General features: G+C 42.1%; 20 protein-coding genes. 14 read left to right on the top strand and 6 right to left on the bottom strand.

The annotated features are described in order from the left end of the window. Positions 1–130 precede the first annotated feature (130 nt). From JMW90_RS12780 to JMW90_RS12760, 6 genes are all read right to left on the bottom strand, one after another. On the bottom strand, positions 131–673 hold the full coding sequence (locus JMW90_RS12780; protein ID WP_265089246.1) for an IS630 family transposase: 543 nt from the start codon (positions 671–673) through the stop codon (positions 131–133). Beyond that, positions 624–974, bottom strand: a complete 351-nt coding sequence (locus tag JMW90_RS13815) for an IS630 transposase-related protein (RefSeq protein ID WP_227691968.1) — start codon at positions 972–974, stop codon at positions 624–626. The genes JMW90_RS12780 and JMW90_RS13815 overlap by 50 nt, the downstream gene beginning before the upstream one ends. A 122-nt stretch (positions 975–1,096) precedes the next feature. After that, positions 1,097–1,819: a CHAP domain-containing protein gene (locus tag JMW90_RS12775; protein ID WP_045448103.1), complete on the bottom strand. Its 723-nt coding sequence runs from the start codon at positions 1,817–1,819 to the stop codon at positions 1,097–1,099. A gap of 812 nt (positions 1,820–2,631) precedes the next feature. Then, a complete protein-coding gene (gene lgt / locus JMW90_RS12770; protein ID WP_011959981.1) occupies positions 2,632–3,516 on the bottom strand; it encodes a prolipoprotein diacylglyceryl transferase in 885 nt (294 codons plus the stop codon). Between the two features lie 183 nt (positions 3,517–3,699). Then, the gene (locus JMW90_RS12765) at positions 3,700–5,178 is read right to left on the bottom strand and encodes an ATP-binding protein (RefSeq protein WP_201564648.1); all 1,479 of its coding nucleotides are present in this window, start codon (positions 5,176–5,178) and stop codon (positions 3,700–3,702) included. Then, positions 5,168–5,914, bottom strand: a complete 747-nt coding sequence (locus tag JMW90_RS12760) for a heavy metal response regulator transcription factor (protein WP_201564646.1) — start codon at positions 5,912–5,914, stop codon at positions 5,168–5,170. Before JMW90_RS12760 ends, JMW90_RS12765 begins: the two co-directional genes overlap by 11 nt. A gap of 325 nt (positions 5,915–6,239) precedes the next feature. Between JMW90_RS12760 and JMW90_RS12755 the strand changes: the two genes are divergently transcribed. The 14 genes from JMW90_RS12755 to JMW90_RS12690 all read left to right on the top strand — a co-directional run. Next, on the top strand, positions 6,240–6,566 hold the full coding sequence (locus JMW90_RS12755; RefSeq protein WP_011959984.1) for a hypothetical protein: 327 nt from the start codon (positions 6,240–6,242) through the stop codon (positions 6,564–6,566). Between the two features lie 133 nt (positions 6,567–6,699). Continuing rightward, on the top strand, positions 6,700–6,972 hold the full coding sequence (locus JMW90_RS12750) for a hypothetical protein (RefSeq protein ID WP_201564644.1): 273 nt from the start codon (positions 6,700–6,702) through the stop codon (positions 6,970–6,972). A 61-nt stretch (positions 6,973–7,033) separates the two neighbouring features. After that, a complete protein-coding gene (locus tag JMW90_RS12745; RefSeq protein ID WP_201532483.1) occupies positions 7,034–7,654 on the top strand; it encodes a c-type cytochrome in 621 nt (206 codons plus the stop codon). A gap of 165 nt (positions 7,655–7,819) precedes the next feature. After that, entirely contained in the window at positions 7,820–8,458 is a 639-nt protein-coding gene (locus tag JMW90_RS12740) for a DUF411 domain-containing protein (RefSeq protein WP_011959987.1), read from the top strand. A gap of 93 nt (positions 8,459–8,551) precedes the next feature. After that, positions 8,552–10,255: a copper resistance system multicopper oxidase gene (locus tag JMW90_RS12735; protein WP_201564643.1), complete on the top strand. Its 1,704-nt coding sequence runs from the start codon at positions 8,552–8,554 to the stop codon at positions 10,253–10,255. 25 nt (positions 10,256–10,280) lie between these two features. Then, positions 10,281–11,396, top strand: coding sequence for a copper resistance protein B (locus JMW90_RS12730; RefSeq protein WP_201564642.1), 1,116 nt, complete (start codon positions 10,281–10,283; stop codon positions 11,394–11,396). A gap of 95 nt (positions 11,397–11,491) precedes the next feature. After that, a complete protein-coding gene (locus JMW90_RS12725; RefSeq protein ID WP_037059145.1) occupies positions 11,492–11,968 on the top strand; it encodes a DUF305 domain-containing protein in 477 nt (158 codons plus the stop codon). Positions 11,969–12,118: 150 nt separating this feature from the next. Next, the gene (locus JMW90_RS12720; protein WP_201555241.1) at positions 12,119–12,274 is read left to right on the top strand and encodes a hypothetical protein; all 156 of its coding nucleotides are present in this window, start codon (positions 12,119–12,121) and stop codon (positions 12,272–12,274) included. Between the two features lie 115 nt (positions 12,275–12,389). Continuing rightward, positions 12,390–15,008: a copper-transporting P-type ATPase gene (locus tag JMW90_RS12715; protein WP_201532480.1), complete on the top strand. Its 2,619-nt coding sequence runs from the start codon at positions 12,390–12,392 to the stop codon at positions 15,006–15,008. A gap of 80 nt (positions 15,009–15,088) precedes the next feature. Continuing rightward, positions 15,089–15,373 carry a Sec-independent protein translocase subunit TatA gene (tatA, locus tag JMW90_RS12710; protein ID WP_011959992.1) on the top strand — a complete coding sequence of 95 codons (285 nt, stop codon included), beginning with the start codon at positions 15,089–15,091 and terminating at the stop codon, positions 15,371–15,373. A gap of 55 nt (positions 15,374–15,428) precedes the next feature. Next, positions 15,429–15,815, top strand: coding sequence for a Sec-independent protein translocase protein TatB (tatB, locus tag JMW90_RS12705; RefSeq protein ID WP_036599454.1), 387 nt, complete (start codon positions 15,429–15,431; stop codon positions 15,813–15,815). Next, positions 15,812–16,681, top strand: a complete 870-nt coding sequence (gene tatC, locus JMW90_RS12700; protein ID WP_068037325.1) for a twin-arginine translocase subunit TatC — start codon at positions 15,812–15,814, stop codon at positions 16,679–16,681. Before tatB ends, tatC begins: the two co-directional genes overlap by 4 nt. Positions 16,682–17,051: 370 nt before the next feature. Beyond that, entirely contained in the window at positions 17,052–18,068 is a 1,017-nt protein-coding gene (locus JMW90_RS12695) for an ATP-grasp domain-containing protein (RefSeq protein ID WP_265089245.1), read from the top strand. Between the two features lie 244 nt (positions 18,069–18,312). Continuing rightward, the coding region (locus JMW90_RS12690; RefSeq protein ID WP_201564640.1) for a heme lyase CcmF/NrfE family subunit at positions 18,313–19,156 on the top strand (844 nt) is incomplete at its 3' end.

The following is a 19,156-nucleotide window of genomic DNA, read 5'->3' as shown; positions in this document are numbered from 1 at the left end:
TCTTAAACGCGCTTGCCGATAATTCTTGTAATGAGTAATGATATCAGTAGTGTCTATTTCTGACTGATCAAATCATGAAAGGTTAAATACACCCTGATGTTAAGCACAAAAAAACCCAGCAATGATATAGTCAGTTCACTATAAAATCGATACAGCCCATATCATGAAACAGTTTAGGTAGATTATTCTCCATCCACCCTTGGCGCAGAAACTTAGCCTGTGCCCATTTTTTCTCGATAGGATTTAGGTCAGGACTATATGGTGGTAGCCAAAGGATACGATGGCCATGTCTGTTCAGTAGCTTCTGGATACGTTTATTCTTATGAAAACGAGCATTATCCATAACGATCACACACTTCGTTTTAAGGCTTGGAATTAACGTGTGTTTGCACCAGTGGTAGAATATGTCACCATTAATGTTCTGCTCAAAGTAATCTAGGGCAAATAGCATCTTTTCATAGAGAGCTCCGATGACATTGGTACGTTTTTTTGCTTGCCAGTTGTAGCTATCGATGCAAGGTTTACCAATCGGTGCATAGCCATGAGAACGAATGGTTTCAGCCTCAAAGCCGCTTTCATCCATATAGACAATGGGATAGCCTTGCTGAATAAAACTATTAAGCTTACTCTGATATTCCGCTCTTTTGATTGGACACGCTTTTGGGTGCTCCAAGGTCTTTTTTTTGACTGATACCAAGTCGCTTTAGAGCATTGAAGATGCCCGTTTTACTACAGTTTAAGCGACGTGCTCTTTCGTAGTTATAATCATCTGGGTATCTTTTTACGTCTTCAATCAATGCGTCATCAGGTATTTTAGTTGGTGCTTTATTTCTGGTTGTTTTAGGGACTAACTTCTGCTGCCAGCTGTGAATGGTGCTGGTACTAAGTCCATAAAACAGGGAAGCTTCTCGTATGGTCATACCATTAGCGATGCTAGAAAGTACCTGTTTGCGATAGTCTATCGAATAAGTCATCGTTTATTTCATCAAATGCAATTGTTAATAGGATTGTATCGTTTTTATTTAGATTAGACTATAGTAAGATCACTACTGGGTTGGAGTAAAGCAATAAATATGTTGTGCTGACTTCTCAGGTCTTATTTATCATTCATAGCAAGGTAGATATTACGATCTGATGCGGATGCGTCATCCACATATTTTGAATCACGCCATGTCGTATAAGCATAGACACCACTGTATGGGCTGATACTGTTCTGACGGAAGTCAGAAATCCAATCTGTACCATCGAAAATTTGAATATGGCCATGTGGACGCTTTGATGAGCGATCATAGACAATAACATCACCTACTTGGGTTGGCATATCATTGCTGATTTTGCTGAAACCTGCTTTCTCAAGTGTGCCACGAGTAGCGTACTGATAGGCTGAAGGATTTGGAGTGAACTCATAACCAGCTGATTGTAGTGCTTTACGTACGTAACGGGCACAGTATCCAGAGCTGCTAGATAGAGCCACTCGTGAAGCGCGAGCAGCAGCGATAGCGGGTGCTGAATTGCTATCAGGGATAGTATTGACTTGCTGCTGTTGTCTTTCAGCATATAAGCGGCTACTTGATAACGAAAGCTGTTTCTCTTTTTGTTGAGCCTGCGCACTTAAGTTGCTAATTGCTTGACTGATTTCATCATTGCTAGAAACATAAGCACCACTTTTGGTGCTATAAATATTTTTTGACGAACTGTAGTTTGATGCCGCAGAAATATTGGTTATATTATTACTTGTTTGAAAGGTCGTTACAGCAGCAGTACTCGTTTGTGCTATGCCCATACCCAGTACTGACAAAATCAATAAGGCCTGTTTCATAAATCTAATACCTACGGTTAATTCAAAATGGTCTGTTGCCCATAACAGAGCAGTCAATTAAATCTCAACAACTCAAGAATATACACATTGTGGTGACTAATAATTATGCTGCAAACCCTTATTCCATAGGCGGCCGGCATTATCAACGATTTCGCTAAAACCTTATAAATTTATTGGAAATCAAACTGTTAGCCAAAACACAAATCGGACTTTAGCATAGGCTGTAAAGCATGTCATCACTAATAAAAATCTGATAAAAGCTCTTTTTAAGCTTATAAAATGATAAAAAATACCTATTTTATAATGTAATTTCGTGTAACATTTATAGAATATAGCTGACCAACCTGACAACAATATCTCCTGTTTGATAAGCAGAAAAAAACGTTTGAGGATTAAATCCTTAATTTAGATTTAATCCTCAAACGTTTTTTTAGTGGGTGAAGTAATTATGCTATATAGGGTTTAACCAATTATTAAAATAATATACTAATTTATAGTGTCAATATGAATTTTAATTCGCTAAGGAACTATGTAATCTTACGTAATTGTTGCGATACATCATGTAGTTCCTTGTATTAATTTCTAAGAAATTGGTTATTTTAAAGACAGATAACATCTAAAATAGGTTACATTGACATAAAAAGTTACATATCCAAATTTATTTTTAGCTTTTGAAGTTCCACTATCTGATGAAAAAATTAGGTTTAGGAATAAAAATCCTTGTACTAACATAGGTATTAATTCTGCAAATGGAATGTATCTTGTTAGAACTGCATTTATATTTATTTGTTCATGCACCTCGACACTTATTTCTAATATGCAGACTGCTTACCCCAATCATAAATACCGCGTTTGTAAGCATAAATCAGCATGATTAAGCCGGCGATAATCATCGGCGCGCTTAAGATTTGCCCTTTGGTCATCCAACCTAATAATATGAATCCTTGGTCAGCATCTGGCTGGCGGAAGAATTCAATGATAAAGCGGCTGATGCCATAGCCTAGTAAGAATACAGCGGAGGCGGCCATACGTGGACGTGGTTTTGATGAATACCACCATAAGAATATAAATAGCAGCAGACCTTCGGCAAAGGCTTCATATAGCTGTGATGGATGACGAGGCAATATGTATTGACCATTGACTTCAATCATCAATTCTTGCAATTGTGGATTGCTCTGTAATTGCTCCATATCAAACGCCGCGGCTTGCGGAAAGTAGGTCAGCCAGTTATAGCCACCGTCTGAGACGCGACCCCATAATTCGCCATTGATATAGTTGCCGATACGCCCAAACAGTAAGCCGGTTGGTACACAAGGAACGATAAAATCGAATACTTGAAAGGTAGTCTTTTTATATTTACGGGCAAAGAACCACATACCTAGCATGACGCCGATAAAGCCGCCGTGGAAAGACATACCGCCTTCCCAGACTTTTAATATATAGGCAGGGTTTTGGAGTAATTCACCGAACTGATAAAACAGCACATAGCCAATACGACCGCCTAAGATGACACCAAGCGCGCCATAAAAGACTAAGTCAGAGACCATGTCGGTGGTCCAATTGTCGCGTTTGGTACTGCGATACCAAGCCAAACCGTAAGCGGCAGCAAAGGCTAGCAAATACATTAGCCCATACCAGTGCACTTCCAATGGACCCAAGGAAAGCGCTACGGGATCATACTGAGGATGAATCATCATAAAGGCATCATAATTATTGGTAATAGAATGTATGAAATAGGCTTATATAAGAAATTTTTTGTCCAACAATTGAAAAGTACAACTATCGCAAGTCAGAATCTCATCTTATGGATAGAGAGACCTTCCAAGTAAACTCGCCTTCGATCTAATCTGAGCGGTTCATAGACAGTATGAAGGTATTTACTACCTGGCAATCAACAACTTTACAGCAACCTCAAAAAGACACTCATCTTTGATAGTAATACTAACTTTGCCATTATGAGCATTGGCGATAGCTTGCACAATAGATAAGCCTAAGCCTAAGCCTGTTCCTGAATGCATCGTATTCGTTTTATCATGACGATAGAATCGCTCAAACAGTTTATCGGCTTCAATCTGATTTAATGGTTTGTCTAGACGGTTGGTCATAGTTATTCTTAACCAGAGCTGCTCTGGGGATTGAATATCGTCTTTTGGCGCATTAAGCGAGGTGCTTGAAGTGAGGACAGTAGCGGATATCATAATAGTGCTATTACTAGCCGCATAATAAATCGCATTTGACATCAGGTTGGCAAACAGCCGTTGCAATAAGCCTTTATCACCTAGTACTGTTTTAAAATCACCCGATTTTTCAAAGATTATCTCACGATCCTCAGCAATCATCTCATAATAATCTATAAGCTTTGTGATCAAGCTCTCTATATCGACATGACTGATTTGCGAATCACTCAGCTCTTTTTGAGTTTTTGCCAGTAATAACATATCGTTAATCATGGCGGATAACTGCTTTAACGTATCATGCTGATGATGCAATTGCTCAATGTATTCGTCGCTTTCTCTTGGCTTAGTTAACATGACTTGCGTTTGCGTACTCAGCGTCGCTATTGGCGTGCGTAGCTCATGCGCGATATTGTCTGAAAACCGTGATAATGATTCAAAGTTACTTTCAAGCTTGACCATCATAGAATTATAAGACTCCGTTAGTGGACGTAATTCTAACGGCATATCGCCAACCACAATTCTTTCATCTAACCTTTGAAGATTAATGCCTTTCATCTTTTGTACGATAGTAGCTAGGGGAGCAAAACCCCAGTGTACACTTAGTGCTGCTACTGAAACCAATAATAAGGTAATGGCGATAAGTATCAAGCTCAGCTGGCGATTAAACTGGATAAGATATTGATGATGCACATTGATAGGTAGAGCAATAAATGCCAAAACCTCTTGATGTGTAATGATAATGGCTCGGTAATGCCTATTATTTATCTTGATCATAAACTGCTGATCGCGATAGTCCTGCAATAGTTGTAACAAGCTAAAATCTGCCGGTAGATCATTGATGAAATTACTGGGATCGCTGGACAATAAATTGCCGTTTTTGTCTGATATTAACGTTTTTAAATCATAATCCAGCCAAGAAGAATGTAGATGATTGGCATCAATTAGCGCTTGCGACTTTGACACTGTAAAAGGTTCTATGTGATCGTTAAAATTCACCATGCGTTTACGCAGGTTAAAAGCTGCATGGGTAATAATCTCTGAGTCCATTTGCTCAAAGTGCTCGTTAACAGAGCGCTGAACCCATATATAAATAATAACTTGAGAGATAACAACAAATATTGTCAGTAAAAAAACAGTTCGCCATAACAGTGACCAACGCCGATTCTTAGATTTATGTCTCATTTGATGTCAGACTGTCTTTATTAATACTATCGTCGCCCATGCCACTATCCACGTCGACAGCTAGTGGCTCTAACTTGTAGCCCATTCCGCGTACCGTATGAATCAGCTTTATATCAAATCCATCATCAATTTTTACCCGCAAGCGCCTTATAGCCACGTCAATGACATTTGTATCACTGTCAAAATTTATGTCCCATACTTGTGAGGCAATCACAGTGCGTGGCAGTACCTCACCTTGACGTTCTAAGAAAAGTTGTAATAAAGCAAATTCTTTAGCAGTCAATTTTATGTTGGTATCGCCTCTATATACAGTGCGTTTAGCAATATCCATTTTCAGATCAGCTATGTGTATGACCGAGCTTTTATAATCAGATTGATTGGCACGGCGCAATAGGCTTTTTATTCTAACAATCAGTTCAGCAAAAGCAAAAGGCTTGGTCAGATAATCATCGCCACCAATTTCAATACCTTTGATCCGATCGCTTAAATCATCTTTAGCCGTTAAAAATAAAACTGGCGTATGCTTTCCAGCAGCTCGGTAGCGCTGTACCAACTCAAAGCCACTGACGTCAGGTAGCATGACATCCATCAAAACCACACTAAAATCTTCAGTCATTAACGCATGATAGCCATCTAAACCTGTCATGTGATGATCCACGATGAAACCGGCCTCAGTTAAGCCTTTCTTAATATATTCTCCAAGGTTTTTCTCATCTTCTACTAACAGTACTTTCATCGTTGCTTACCTTTATATCATTATAGTTGTCAACAGCGTATCACTAACATTGTTAGCTTATCAGCCATATATTTATCAGGAACCCTTGTTATAACAGTGTTCTTTGGATAGAGACAGATGCTGGTATTTGGTTTTAATGACAAGAAGATGACAATATTATGCTGTTCCTAACGAACATGTAATATCCGTGTCATCTAGCTGTCAGCCACCATTTAGTATTCTAAATCAACGCCGCATATTGGCTTGTCTCTGATACAGACTGCCTCTACGAGTAAAGCAATTATCCTACTTAAACAGTTTGTTATTTATCTTTAAAGGGTCTTATATGAAAAATTATAGTTCATTAAAAAAAGCAGCTTTGCTTTCAGTATCGATGTTAGTGGGCATGTCAGCGGCCAATGCGCATACCACAAACTTAGATGCTTCTGTTCTCGGTAATTGTGATGCGCTCACTAGTTTTGCAAGAAACGCAGATCATAATGATGCACAAATGTCCAAAGAGCAAAAGAAAAGTTATGTCGACGCCAGAGTGGCTTGTCAGGTTCAACATCAAGATCAACATTTGCAATCTGAAAAGTATTTTGTAAAAAAATATGGTAGCGATCGTGATAGAAATGCTGAAGCCATATTAAATGAATATATCGCGCATTAAAATCTAAAGCGGTGAGAATGACAGAATTGTAATCTTATCGTCATCTACCAGTCAGAATGATTAATGTATCATTTAGGCTGGTTTAACAACTATTGAACTCAATAACCTTTAATCCAAACAATAGGAATTAATCATGTCACAATTTAAATTACTGTCTAAATCAATCGCAATGACGGCCATCGCTCTTGTCGTATCGACCTCAGCTATGGCGCATGACCCTAAAATGCATGCTGAAAAAGATCAAATGAACTGTGAAAAAATGCAAAAGCATATGCAAATGATGCAAAAAATGGATCATAGCAAGATGGACATGAGCGATCCTGCTATGAAAGCAATGATGGCTAACATGGGTAAAATGAAGCAAATGTACCAAAAACACTGCGTTACTAACGACAGTAAATCTTAAAAATTTTAGCTCTGTTAAATAGCAGTCAACACTTAACGAAAATAAAGTTTTAGGAAAACATATGAAATTTTTATTGGGTGCGCTCTTTACCGTATTTGTGGCAATCGTTGGCGTGTTTGCGGTTGTTACTAGTGGCGTTGTCAATGTGGGAGCTGACCAAGAGCATAGCCCAATGATGTTTAGCTTTTTAGAAACTGCTCGCAATCGTTCCATAGAAAATGCCAGTAAAGATATTGTGGTACCAGACTTAGAGAAGGTCGATATCAGCTCTGGGGGCGCGGACTATAAGGATATGTGTGCAGGCTGTCACTTGTCTCCGGGAGTGGCACAAACTGACTTTAGTGAGAGCTTATATCCAAAGCCGCCCAACTTTACCAAGGCTGATATTGTCAAACGTTATCAAACAGAAGACGGTGCAAAGCAAGGCTTTTGGGCAATCAAGCACGGTATTATGGCATCTGGAATGCCAGCATGGGGTGCTTCTCATGACGACGATAGAATGTGGGCAATGGTTGCTTTTATTAGATCGTTACCTGAATTAGATGAAGCTCAGTACACGATGCTAACCACTAGGATAGATGGCGATATGATGGACATGTCATTTGATGGTGATATGAATATGTCAGATGGTGGTGATATGGGTATGAATATGTCGGATGATGGATCTGGAATGCAGCATTAATACTTTCTAGATATGAAAGCCTCCTAACTCACGGTTGTCGCTATTAATAATGCAGTACTGAACAGTGCTGCATTTAATGTTTTTAGTTAAGTACATAAGAATTCAAATATAGGGTGTAAGTTTTTAGAATATCGAGCATAACAATAGACGTTTAGGAGTAATTTAATGAGACATTACACACATGTGCTTTCTAATGGACATAGCTGGTTATCCGGTCGTGTCCTTTTATTGGTGGTGACATCGTCACTCTCGTTAACGCTAGCCGCTTGCAGCCAATCTAATACCAGTGGCTCTGATTCTCAACCAGTAAAGGTTGAACAGTCTGCTACCCAGAATGCACAAGTACAAAATGAAAGTTCTGCTCCTACAAATGCTCCCGTTAACAGCTCGTCATCATTACTCAAAAACGTCTCAGCCACGGTTTATAAAGATGCCAACTGCGGCTGCTGTAAAGAATGGGTAGGCTATGCAAAAAACAATGGATTAAGTGCAACCACGCACGATGTGGAAGATCTATCCTTATTTAAGGAGCGTTATGGCGTACCACAGCAAATGCGCTCTTGTCATACCACCGTTACCACCGACGGTTTTGTCTTTGAAGGGCATGTCCCTGCTAAACACATGGCTGAATTCTTAGCAAATCCTCCTGCACAAGCTATTGGACTTGCCGTACCGAGTATGCCGGTTGGTAGCCCCGGTATGGAGTATGAAGGTAAATTCATGCCTTATAAGGTAATGCAGCTTAATAAAGACGGCACCACAGAAGTCTATGCTGCTATTGAGTCTCCTCAGCAGCAGCTGTAGTGTTGGCTTAGATGCGAGTAGATTCTATTAAATATCGAAATATTATAACTATAAGCTTAACCACCATCTCTCAAATTAAATTAGGTCATCATTATGAATAATAAAAACATGCTGAACCGTCGACGTTTTTTGACAGGGTCATCTACGCTACTTGGCGCGTCTATGCTATCGACGTTACCAACCATTGCCAATAGTGCGTTGGGTGCAAATCAAAAAAATGCCGTCATTAACAGTGATAAACCCGATCATAAAGTACCCATACTGACAGGCAAAGAGTTTGATCTTTATGTCAGCAAAAAACCCATCATTGTTGATGGCAAGTCAAGCACGGCGACGCTCATTAATGACTCATTACCAGCGCCAACGCTTAAGATGCAAGAAGGCGATACGGTCACCATTCGAGTCCATAATCAGCTGAATGAGTCGACCTCTATTCACTGGCATGGCCTCTTAGTGCCGTTTGAGATGGATGGCGTACCGGGTATCAGCTTTGATGGTATTCCTGCGGGTAGCACCTTCACGTACAAATTTAAACTGATACAGTCAGGCACTTATTGGTATCACTCGCATACTGGCTTCCAAGAGCAGACCGGTATGCGCGGGGCTATTGTGATTGAACCTAAAGGGCGCGAACGCTATCCTATCGAGGAAGATCACGTTATCCTGCTTAGTGATTGGACGCATCGCGATCCGCATAATCTGCTAAAACTACTTAAGCAGCGTGCTGACTTTGATAATTATCATCTGCCAGACTTTAAAAAGCTATTGTCCGATATTGCCGCTACGGATCTTGAGGCGGCTTTTGATAAGCGCAAAACGTGGAATCAGATGCGGATGATGCCGACAGACTTTACTGATCTGTCTGGTGAAAAAACCTTTACCTATCTGATGAATGGTAAAACCACAGCGGCTAACTGGACGCAACTTGTCAAGGCTGGACAGCCTGTCAAACTACGTTTTATTAATGGTTCAGCGCAGACGATATTTGATGTACGCATCCCCGGCCTAAAAATGAAAGTCGTCGCGACGGATGGGATTGATGTCAGTCCCGTCGATATCGATGATTTCCGTATTGGGGTGGCCGAGACTTATGATGTCATCGTGACGCCCACTAAAGACGCGCATACCATATTTGCTCAAAACATAGATCGGTCAGGCTATGTTGCGACAACGCTTGCTACCAAAAAAGGTGCTCGTCCTGCGATACCTGCTATGGACAAAATCGAATGGCTGACGATGGCCGACATGATGGGCGCCATGGGATCGAATGGCTATAACGCTAAACATGCCAAAACAGAATATGACTTTAAGTCCGATATGCGCGTTGATAGTCCGCGTATGAACCTTGATGACCCTGGTATTAATCTACGTAACATTGATAGAAAGGTTTTGAATTATAGTCAGTTGCGCTCTGTCGGCGATGAGATAATGGCAGAGCAGCGCAAACCCACCAGAGAGATTGAAATACATCTGACGGGAAACATGGAGCGCTATATTTGGGCTCTAGACGGGGTTATGTTCAAAGATGCCGCACCGGTCAATATTAAGCCCAACGAGCGCGTACGTATTACCTTAGTCAATGACACCATGATGAATCATCCCATGCATTTGCATGGTATGTGGAGCGATCTGCGGATGCCTAACGGTGAGTTTCAAGTACGTAAGCATACGATAATGGTACAGCCTGCACAAAAGATAAGCTTTGATGTCACCGGAGAAGCTGGCAGATGGGCATGGCATTGCCACTTGCTCTATCACATGGAAGCAGGGATGTTTAGAGAAGTTGCCGTTGTTTAATAAACCTTCGAATATGAGCCTTATTATGAAAATATATAAAGTAGGTCTACCGTTTATTGGCATGTCATCTTTGATGCTACTAATGTCACCTTTAGCAAACGCTGCTGAGATGTCGAACATGGATCATGGCAGTATGGACATGTCTGGTATGGATATGTCAGATATGGATCACAGCAGCATGGATATGTCAGGCGATATGTCAGATATGGACCATAGTGGCATGGATATGTCGGATATGGATCATAGTGGTATGGATATGTCAGGTGACATGTCAGATATGGATCATAGTGGCATGGATATGTCGGGCGATATGTCAGGTATGGATCATAGTGGCATGGATATGTCGGGCGATATGTCAGGTATGGATCATAGTGGCATGGATATGTCGGGCATGGATCATGGCAGTATGGACATGTCAGGAATGCAAGGTGGCGAAGCACCAGCCGATGCTCGAAGCCCTGACTACTCGAACGGTGTTCCCTATGGTCGCTTTGGTAAGCCTGTGATGATGGGTAGCTTACCGTTATGGGGTGTGTCAGTAGAAACTTTGGGCTATCAGTTTGAGAATGACCAAATCGATTTTGAGTTTGATACGTGGTACGGTACTGATAGTAATCGTGTCACTCTACGCAGTGAAGGTAGTGCTCAAACTAACGATGATAAAGAAATTGATAGCTTAACCTCACTCGCTTATTGGAAGCCGCTCGGTATCTTCTGGAATGGAGAAGCGGGTATTGCTTATAATACTGAAAACGATAAGTCCGCAATCATGGCAGGCATTGTTGGTACGGCGCCGTACTTCGTTGAGACTGACGCAAGAGCTTATCTATATACTGATGGTCAAGTCCAGCTTGATCTTGGGACAGCGTACGAGTGGCGCTTAGATCAGCGTTGGGTGGTCAGACCAGAGCTGGAGCTGACTGCCTTTAGTAAAGATGATACCGATAACGGTATTACTAAAGGATTTAATGAGTTTGAAGCTGAAGTTAGGCTGGCTTATGAGACATTCAGTCGTCAGCTCGCGCCTTATGTTGGTTTCAGCTACAAGAGCGCCTTGGGTGATGCGCGAGACTTACGTCGTCAAGAGGACGAAGACGTTGATTCTAATAGTCTGACTGCTGGTGTGATGTTTTGGTTCTAGTGTTAACCATGTAAGTAACAACAGTTTATAACACTAGCTCTAAAAAAAGGCACCTCTTTATTTAGGTGCCTTTTTACTAAATTAAGGACAAGAATATGAATAACCATATGGATAATAAACAGAAGCAAATGAACCCTTATGTAAAGTTCACAATCATGATTTTAACATCGACAGTGGTGATGTTTATCATGATGTATTTTAATACTTATCAATGGGATCACGTTTATTTTAGCGAAACCAGAGCTTATATGGCGTTATATATGGGCGCTATGATGGCTATTATTATGCTCGCCTTTATGACTAATATGTATAAAAAGACTAAGGTCAATCTAATGGTTTATGGGATTAGTGTCGTGCTATTTGCCTTTGGTTTATGGGGCGTTAGATCACAACAAACGGTCGATCAAGTGGATTGGATGCAGGCGATGATACCGCATCACTCGATTGCTATTTTGACCAGTTCGCGTGCTGATATCGAAGATCCACGTGTACGCCAGCTTGCTGATGACATTATCGAAGCACAAAAGCGTGAAATCGGTGAGATGCAAGCGCTTATTGATGAGTTGGAATAGGCAGTCACAAATTTTGAGCACTTTGTATTAGGTGTTATTAAGTAAGCAGACTATTGAGAGGTGTACGTTCACACACTAGCACTATATCATTACTTATACTAAGGAAATAACAAATAAGGAGTCCTTGTAATGGTTATTATGATGCACGGTATGATGAACGGGACTATGCACGGCATGATGAATGGATCGATGCACGGTATGGGTTGGGGAGAATCTATTGTCTCCTTATTGTTTACAGTACTGGTTTTTGCGGTACTGATATTGACTATTATGGCCTTACTCAAATATTTGCGTAATAAAGATTAAGTTCCAATTGAAACTTAATTTTCGAGATATCTAGATTAGTAATTAGATGAATAGCAATTAAAGGTTGATGATTGTGCTTTAAAAGCTTTATTTATTGTCTTCAAGGAGTGATTTTATGAAACATATTGCCGATGAAAAATCTATCAAAGGTGGTCAGTACGATAAAGTACCAGAAAATTATAGTGGTACGGTTTATATCTGCCCGATGCATCCTGAGGTTAGAGATACTGAAAAGAGCGATTGTCCGATATGCGGCATGTTTCTTAAACCTGAAGACGAGGTTGCTGAATCCAACAACCATGAAGATAGTCATGCGCATTGTCATGGAGCGGATGCTAATAATAGTAATGAGGTAAATTCTGTCGAAGACGATAAGTACGACAAGATACCGGAAAATTATAGCGGTACGGTCTATATTTGTCCTATGCATCCAGAAGTAAGAGATGTTGAAAAAAGTGACTGCCCAATATGTGGCATGTTTCTTAAACCTGAAGACGAAGTTGCTAAAGATGATAGTCACGCCAGTTGTCATGGAAAGGATACTGATAGTAGCGGAGTAAAATCTGTTAAAGGCGGTAAATACGATAAAGTACCTGCTGATTACGATGGCACGGTATATACCTGTCCTATGCATCCTGAAGTGAGAGACGTTAGAAATAGCGGTTGTCCGATATGTGGTATGGCGCTTGAGCCCGAAACGCTTACTATCGGTGAAGAGGACACCTCAGAGCTTGACGACATGACTCGTCGTTTTTGGATATGTACCGTGTTGACTGTACCGCTATTAATATATGTGATGAGCGGTATGTTTGACTTAAACGTAGTTAATTTTAGTCAGTATGGTATCTCTTCAAAGATCTTACAATGGGCTGAGTTAGTGCTCGCGACCCCTGTAGTGCTTTGGGGCGCCGCCCCGTTTTTCGTCCGTGGCTGGCAGTCTATAAAAAGCCGCAATCTAAATATGTTTACCTTGATTGCGATAGGCGTAGGCGCTGCTTATATTTTTAGTATTGTCGCGACCTTTTTTCCCGATATTTTCCCAGACAGTTTCAGAGATGCCTCTGGTCAAGTCGGAGTCTACTATGAAGCGGCAGCGGTCATTGTGACCTTGGTGCTACTGGGTCAAGTATTAGAGCTCAAAGCTAGAAGTCAAACTTCAGGTGCGATTAGAGCTTTGCTTGAGCTCGCACCACCAACCGCAAGACGTGTCGATGAAAACGGTGAAGAAGTCGAAGTCTCGCTTGATGAGGTCGTCACTGGCGATAAGCTACGGGTTAAACCAGGTGAGAAACTACCCGTAGATGGTACAGTGATCGATGGTAATAGTAATGTTGATGAATCAATGGTGACGGGTGAGCCAATCCCTGTATCAAAAGTAGCAGGAGATACAGTGACTGGTGGTACGGTAAATGGCACCGGAACGCTATTGGTCGAAGCGGTCAATGTTGGAGCAGATTCAGTATTATCTAAAATTGTACAAATGGTTGCTGAAGCCCAGCGTAGCCGCGCACCTATACAGAAATTGGTAGATCAAGTGGCGGGTTGGTTCGTACCTATTGTTATTGTCACCTCTATCATAACCTTTATTGTCTGGGCGATATTCGGCCCTGAGCCCGCTATGACCTATGCTTTGGTTAACGCGATTGCGGTACTGATTATTGCTTGTCCTTGTGCCCTTGGTCTAGCGACGCCGATGTCCATTATGGTTGGTACCGGCAAAGGCGCGCAAAACGGCGTCCTCATCAAAAATGCTGAAGCGTTAGAGAGTATGGAAAAAGTCGATACCATTGTCGTCGACAAGACCGGAACACTGACCGCTGGTAAGCCCGAGCTTACCGCAATTGATGCGCAGGTAGGTCAAGATGAAGACGAGTTCCTCGCATTGGTAGCCTCAGTAGAAAGCGCTAGCGAGCATCCTTTAGCAGAAGCTATCGTTAGAGCAGCTCAAGAAAGATCACTCATTATTCCTAAAGCTACTGACTTTAATTCGACTACTGGCGAAGGCGTACAAGCCGTGGTCGATGGTAAGAAAGTCGCTATTGGTAACTCTAAGCTTATGGAAAGCCTAAATAGTTTTGATAATGAGCTGTCCACTAAAGCTGATGTCCGTAGAAAAGACGGTGAAACGGTAATGTTTGTGGCTATAGACGGTAAAGCTGCTGGTATTATTTCAGTTGCTGACCCTATTAAACCAAGCACTAAAGAGGCTATTTCACTGCTTCATGACGCAGGTTTAAAAGTTGTGATGCTAACCGGTGACAACGAAAAAACCGCGCAGGCAGTCGCCAATAAACTAGGTATTGATGAAGTTCATGCGGATGTCTCACCAGAGGATAAAAACCGTATCGTCAAAGAAATGCAAGACAGCGGTAAATTGGTCGCTATGGCGGGTGATGGTATCAACGACGCACCAGCGCTAGCGCAAGCTAATGTTGGTATCGCTATGGGAACCGGTACCGATGTGGCGATGGAGAGTGCGGGCATTACCCTGCTAAAAGGTGATTTAATGGGCATTGCCAAAGCTTATAAGCTTAGCCACGCCACCATGCGCAATATCAGACAGAATCTGTTTTTTGCCTTTATCTACAATGCACTTGGTGTTCCTATTGCCGCAGGTGTGCTCTATCCCATATTTGGGCTTCTGCTCAGTCCGATGATAGCAGCGGCAGCGATGAGCTTGTCGTCATTCTCGGTGATTGCTAACGCGCTGCGATTGCGCCGTTTGAAACTATAATTCTGGTACGGTAAAAAGTGTTCTAAAGCACACTGACACATACTGGTCTAAACAAGATCACAAAATATAAGGATACCGTTATGGGCAGCTTTTCTATTACACATTGGCTGATTTTATTGGTCGTAGTGGTGGTCGTATTTGGTACTGCCAAGCTTAAAAATGCAGGTAAAGATTTAGGCGGTGCGGTGAAGGGTTTTAAAGAAGCGGTCAAAGATGAAGAACCCGAGAATGCTCGCAAAAATCATGTGCTTAGCCATGAAAATAGTACGCCAGCTGCAAGTAATGATTTAAATACGCGTGTAGGTAATCAGGCTGATGATATGGAAATCAGCCCTATTTCCACTGATGACCAGCCTAAAGTATGAAGCGCGCCGCTTATAAATAGCGGCACTAAGTAGTCTATTAATATATGTGACTGTTATGTTTGATATTGGGTTTTCCGAATTACTCTTGTTTGGCGTCATTGCTTTAATCGTATTGGGCCCAGAAAAACTGCCGCAAGCCGCACGTACCGCTGGGCAATGGTATGCCAAACTGCGCCGTACAGTATCCACTCTACAATCTGAAATAGAAGCTGAGCTTGATCTAGCTGAAACACGTCAACAAATGCAAAATGAACTTGCGAAAATCCGTCAGACCGAGTCGGATATGAAGCGCGAATTAGCAGAAATGCGTGGCAGTATGCAAAAGTTTGAGCAGTCACAGAACCAAAGCCTAGACGCTTCACATCAGTCAATCACCCCTTATGATAAAGACCATCAACAGAATACTACCTCCTCGTTCATTAAACAGGAGGCGGATCAGTGAGCCTATTTAAACGGCAAAAAAGTCGACAAGAAAAAATAACAGATATAGAGTTTGAGGCGCCAACAGATACAACACAGAATAGTGAGTCTGGAGATACGTTAGGTACGCTTGGCGATATGCCTATTACCGGACATTTAATCGAGCTGCGTACGCACTTAATAAGAATATGCGTGGTCGTCTTAATTATATTCTTAGTATTGGTGGGATTTTCACGCGAGCTTTATAATCTTTTATCAGACCCATTAGTGGCGCAGTTACCCATCAATTCGACCATGATTGCCACTGATATAACGTCAAACTTTATGGCACCCATTCGCTTAACGATATTCGTCGCCGCATTTTTAGCAATGCCTTATATCCTGTATCAAATTTGGTCATTTGTAGCTTCCGGCTTATATAAAAAAGAGAAGAAAATTGCCATTCCTGTACTGCTATCTTCGATATTTCTATTTTATGCTGGTGTTGCTTTTTCCTACTTTGTCGTACTCAAAGGGGTATTGAAATTTTTTATTATGTTCGCTCCGCAGAACGTTATACCAATGACCGATATTGACAGTTATCTGAGCTTTGCCCTCAAGCTATTTATGGTGTTTGGACTGACTTTTGAGATTCCAGTGGTTACCTTATTGCTGATAATGGCCGGAATCGTTTCTACTCAAAGTTTAGAAGATAAGCGTCGTTATATCATAGTCGGCTGTTTTGGGATCGCCGCGGTAGTGACACCGCCTGATGGTGTATCAATGCTGTTGTTGGCGATTCCTATGTGGCTATTATTTGAGCTGGGTTTACTCTTAGCAAAGATATTAATTAAAAATGAACGAAATAATGATTTAGTCTCAGGGAATGAAACATTAGAAAGTAGCTAGCACTACTTAAACACGCCAAGAACCTTTTTTACTTTTTACTTTTTACTTTTTACTAGAGTATGTCAGCGTGAGTACTCTACTTAGCGACGGACTCTAAATGGAACACCCAACTAATAACAACGAAAAAAATGACGGTCTTGCAAATCGACTTAACCAAGAGTGCTACTGCATTACCCTTGATCGTAAAGCGCTTAATACAAGCCTTCAAGATCAATTGGTAGAAACTAGAAACAATCCAATAGGAGCGAACGAGCTTAATAAGCTTTTTTCAGCAACACCCGTGTTCGTTCCCAAAACAGAGATAGAGGCGATGGAGCGAATCGTCAGGGCTATCGAGTCAGCTGCCGAAATGCCATTGTATCAAGAGCAAGTGCTGTCGTGGGCACCAGAAATAGCTGCTTTCGACCCAGGCCCAATAGGGGCCCTCATGGGTTATGACTTTCACTTGGGTAGCGATGGACCTCAGCTCATCGAGGTCAATACTAATGCCGGTGGCGCATTTCTGAATGTGTTGCTCGCTCGCGCACAAAAACGCTGTTGCAACCCCTCAGAGCAAAGCGCTGTAACCAATCAAATGCTAGATAGGTTCGAGGAAGCAGTGTTTGACATGTTCAAACAGGAATGGCAGCGACAGTCCGCTGTTGCTATGCCCAATCGGATAGCCATTGTGGACAATGACCCCGAGAGTCAGTTCATGTTCTTAGAGTTTGAGTTAGCCTGTCAACTGCTCCAAGCTAGAGGTATTGATACTGTGATACTTGATCCCTCTGAACTCGAGTATATCGACGGTACGTTAACAGCCCATGGCCAGAAAATCGATATGATTTACAATCGGCTTGTCGACTTTGCATTTGAGGACCCTGACCATGTATTGCTTAAGCAGGCTTATTTAGAGGGTGCTGTGGTAGTGACACCCAATCCCCGCGTACATGCTATGTTGGCCAATAAGCAAAACCTGACATTGCTATCAGACTCCCAAATATTGCGCTCTTGGGGTCTGGATGAGGCTGCAGTGGAGTGCCTCGAAAGGTCTGTACCGAGGACTAAGATTGTATCAAGAGACGATGCAGCAGAGTTGTGGCTTACTCGGCGGCAACTGTTTTTTAAGCCAGTTGCTGGTCATGGAAGCAAAGGCGTTTATCGCGGTAGCAAACTGACTCGACGCGTCTTCGAAAACATTCTGGATGAAGATTATATCGCACAGACCTTTGTCCCTGCAGGAGAGAGATCACTCAAAATTGATGACATCGTAACAACAAGAAAGGTAGATATACGTCTTTATACGTATGGCGGAAAACTGTTACTACCTGCTGCGCGTGTGTATCAAGGTCAGGTGACTAACTTCCGTACGCCAGGCGGTGGATTCGCGCCTGTCTTTCAGGTGTGATCGTCTAGGTCTTATTTAGATGGCATTAGGCTGTTATAAGTCCGGTTAACTAATTCAATATTCTTCTTACCTAACAAAAGATGGTTGTATATTTATGATTGTCTATTACTTTCGGCACGCTTTTCAAAACACTTCGAAAACAATTGGAGCTAGAGATAGCAGTAAATTTCAATAGTTTCCAATAATAAAAATCCAACCGTTACAGTGAGCTTAAATCATATTAGAGTAAACAGGGTTAGACCGTATGTTAATCACAGAATTGGGTTATTTTGCCTTGCTGGCCGCCTTTATATTGGCGATTTTGCAGGTGGTATTACCAACCGTTGGCGTCATGCGCGATCACGTTGCTTGGCAGCGTCTCGCGCCCAGTCTCGCGTGGGCACAGTTTGCTGCCATGATTTTTTCATTTGTTGCATTGATGGCAGGCTTTTATTTCAATGACTTTAGTCTCGTCTATGTCACGCAGCACTCTAATACTTTGTTGCCTTGGTACTATAAACTCTCGGCGACATGGGGCGGACACGAAGGCTCGCTCTTGTTGTGGATGACCATCATGGCCACGTGGTGCGCGCTGGTCTCCTATTTTAGCCGTGGCTTACCGTTGTCGATGCGCGCGCGGGTACTCGTGATATTGGCCGGTGTGCAGGTCATGATGCTAGCGATGCTGATTTTTACCTCGTCGCCATTTGATCGTACCTTGCCCAATCTGCCCGTAGATGGCGCTGACTTAAACCCTCTTCTACAAGATTTTGGTTTGATTTTTCATCCGCCGATGCTGTATATGGGTTATGTGGGCTTAGCGGTGCCATTTGCTTTTTGTATGGCGGCATTGTGGGAAGGGCGTTTGGATGCAGTATGGACACGTTGGTCGCGTCCATGGGCGCTAGCGGCTTGGGGGTTTTTGACCGTTGGTATCGCACTTGGCTCTTGGTGGGCGTATTATGAGCTTGGCTGGGGCGGCTGGTGGTTTTGGGATCCTGTAGAAAACGCCTCACTGATGCCTTGGCTTGCCGGTTTAGCCTTGCTGCATTCGTTGGCAGTGACTGAGAAGCGCGGTGTCTTTAAAGCATGGACCATTATGCTGGCTA

Source organism: Psychrobacter glacincola, assembly GCF_904846215.1.
GTDB lineage: Bacteria > Pseudomonadota > Gammaproteobacteria > Pseudomonadales > Moraxellaceae > Psychrobacter > Psychrobacter glacincola.
The sequence above is the reverse complement of the archived record's forward strand: the minus strand, read 5'-3'. Positions and strand labels throughout refer to the sequence as shown.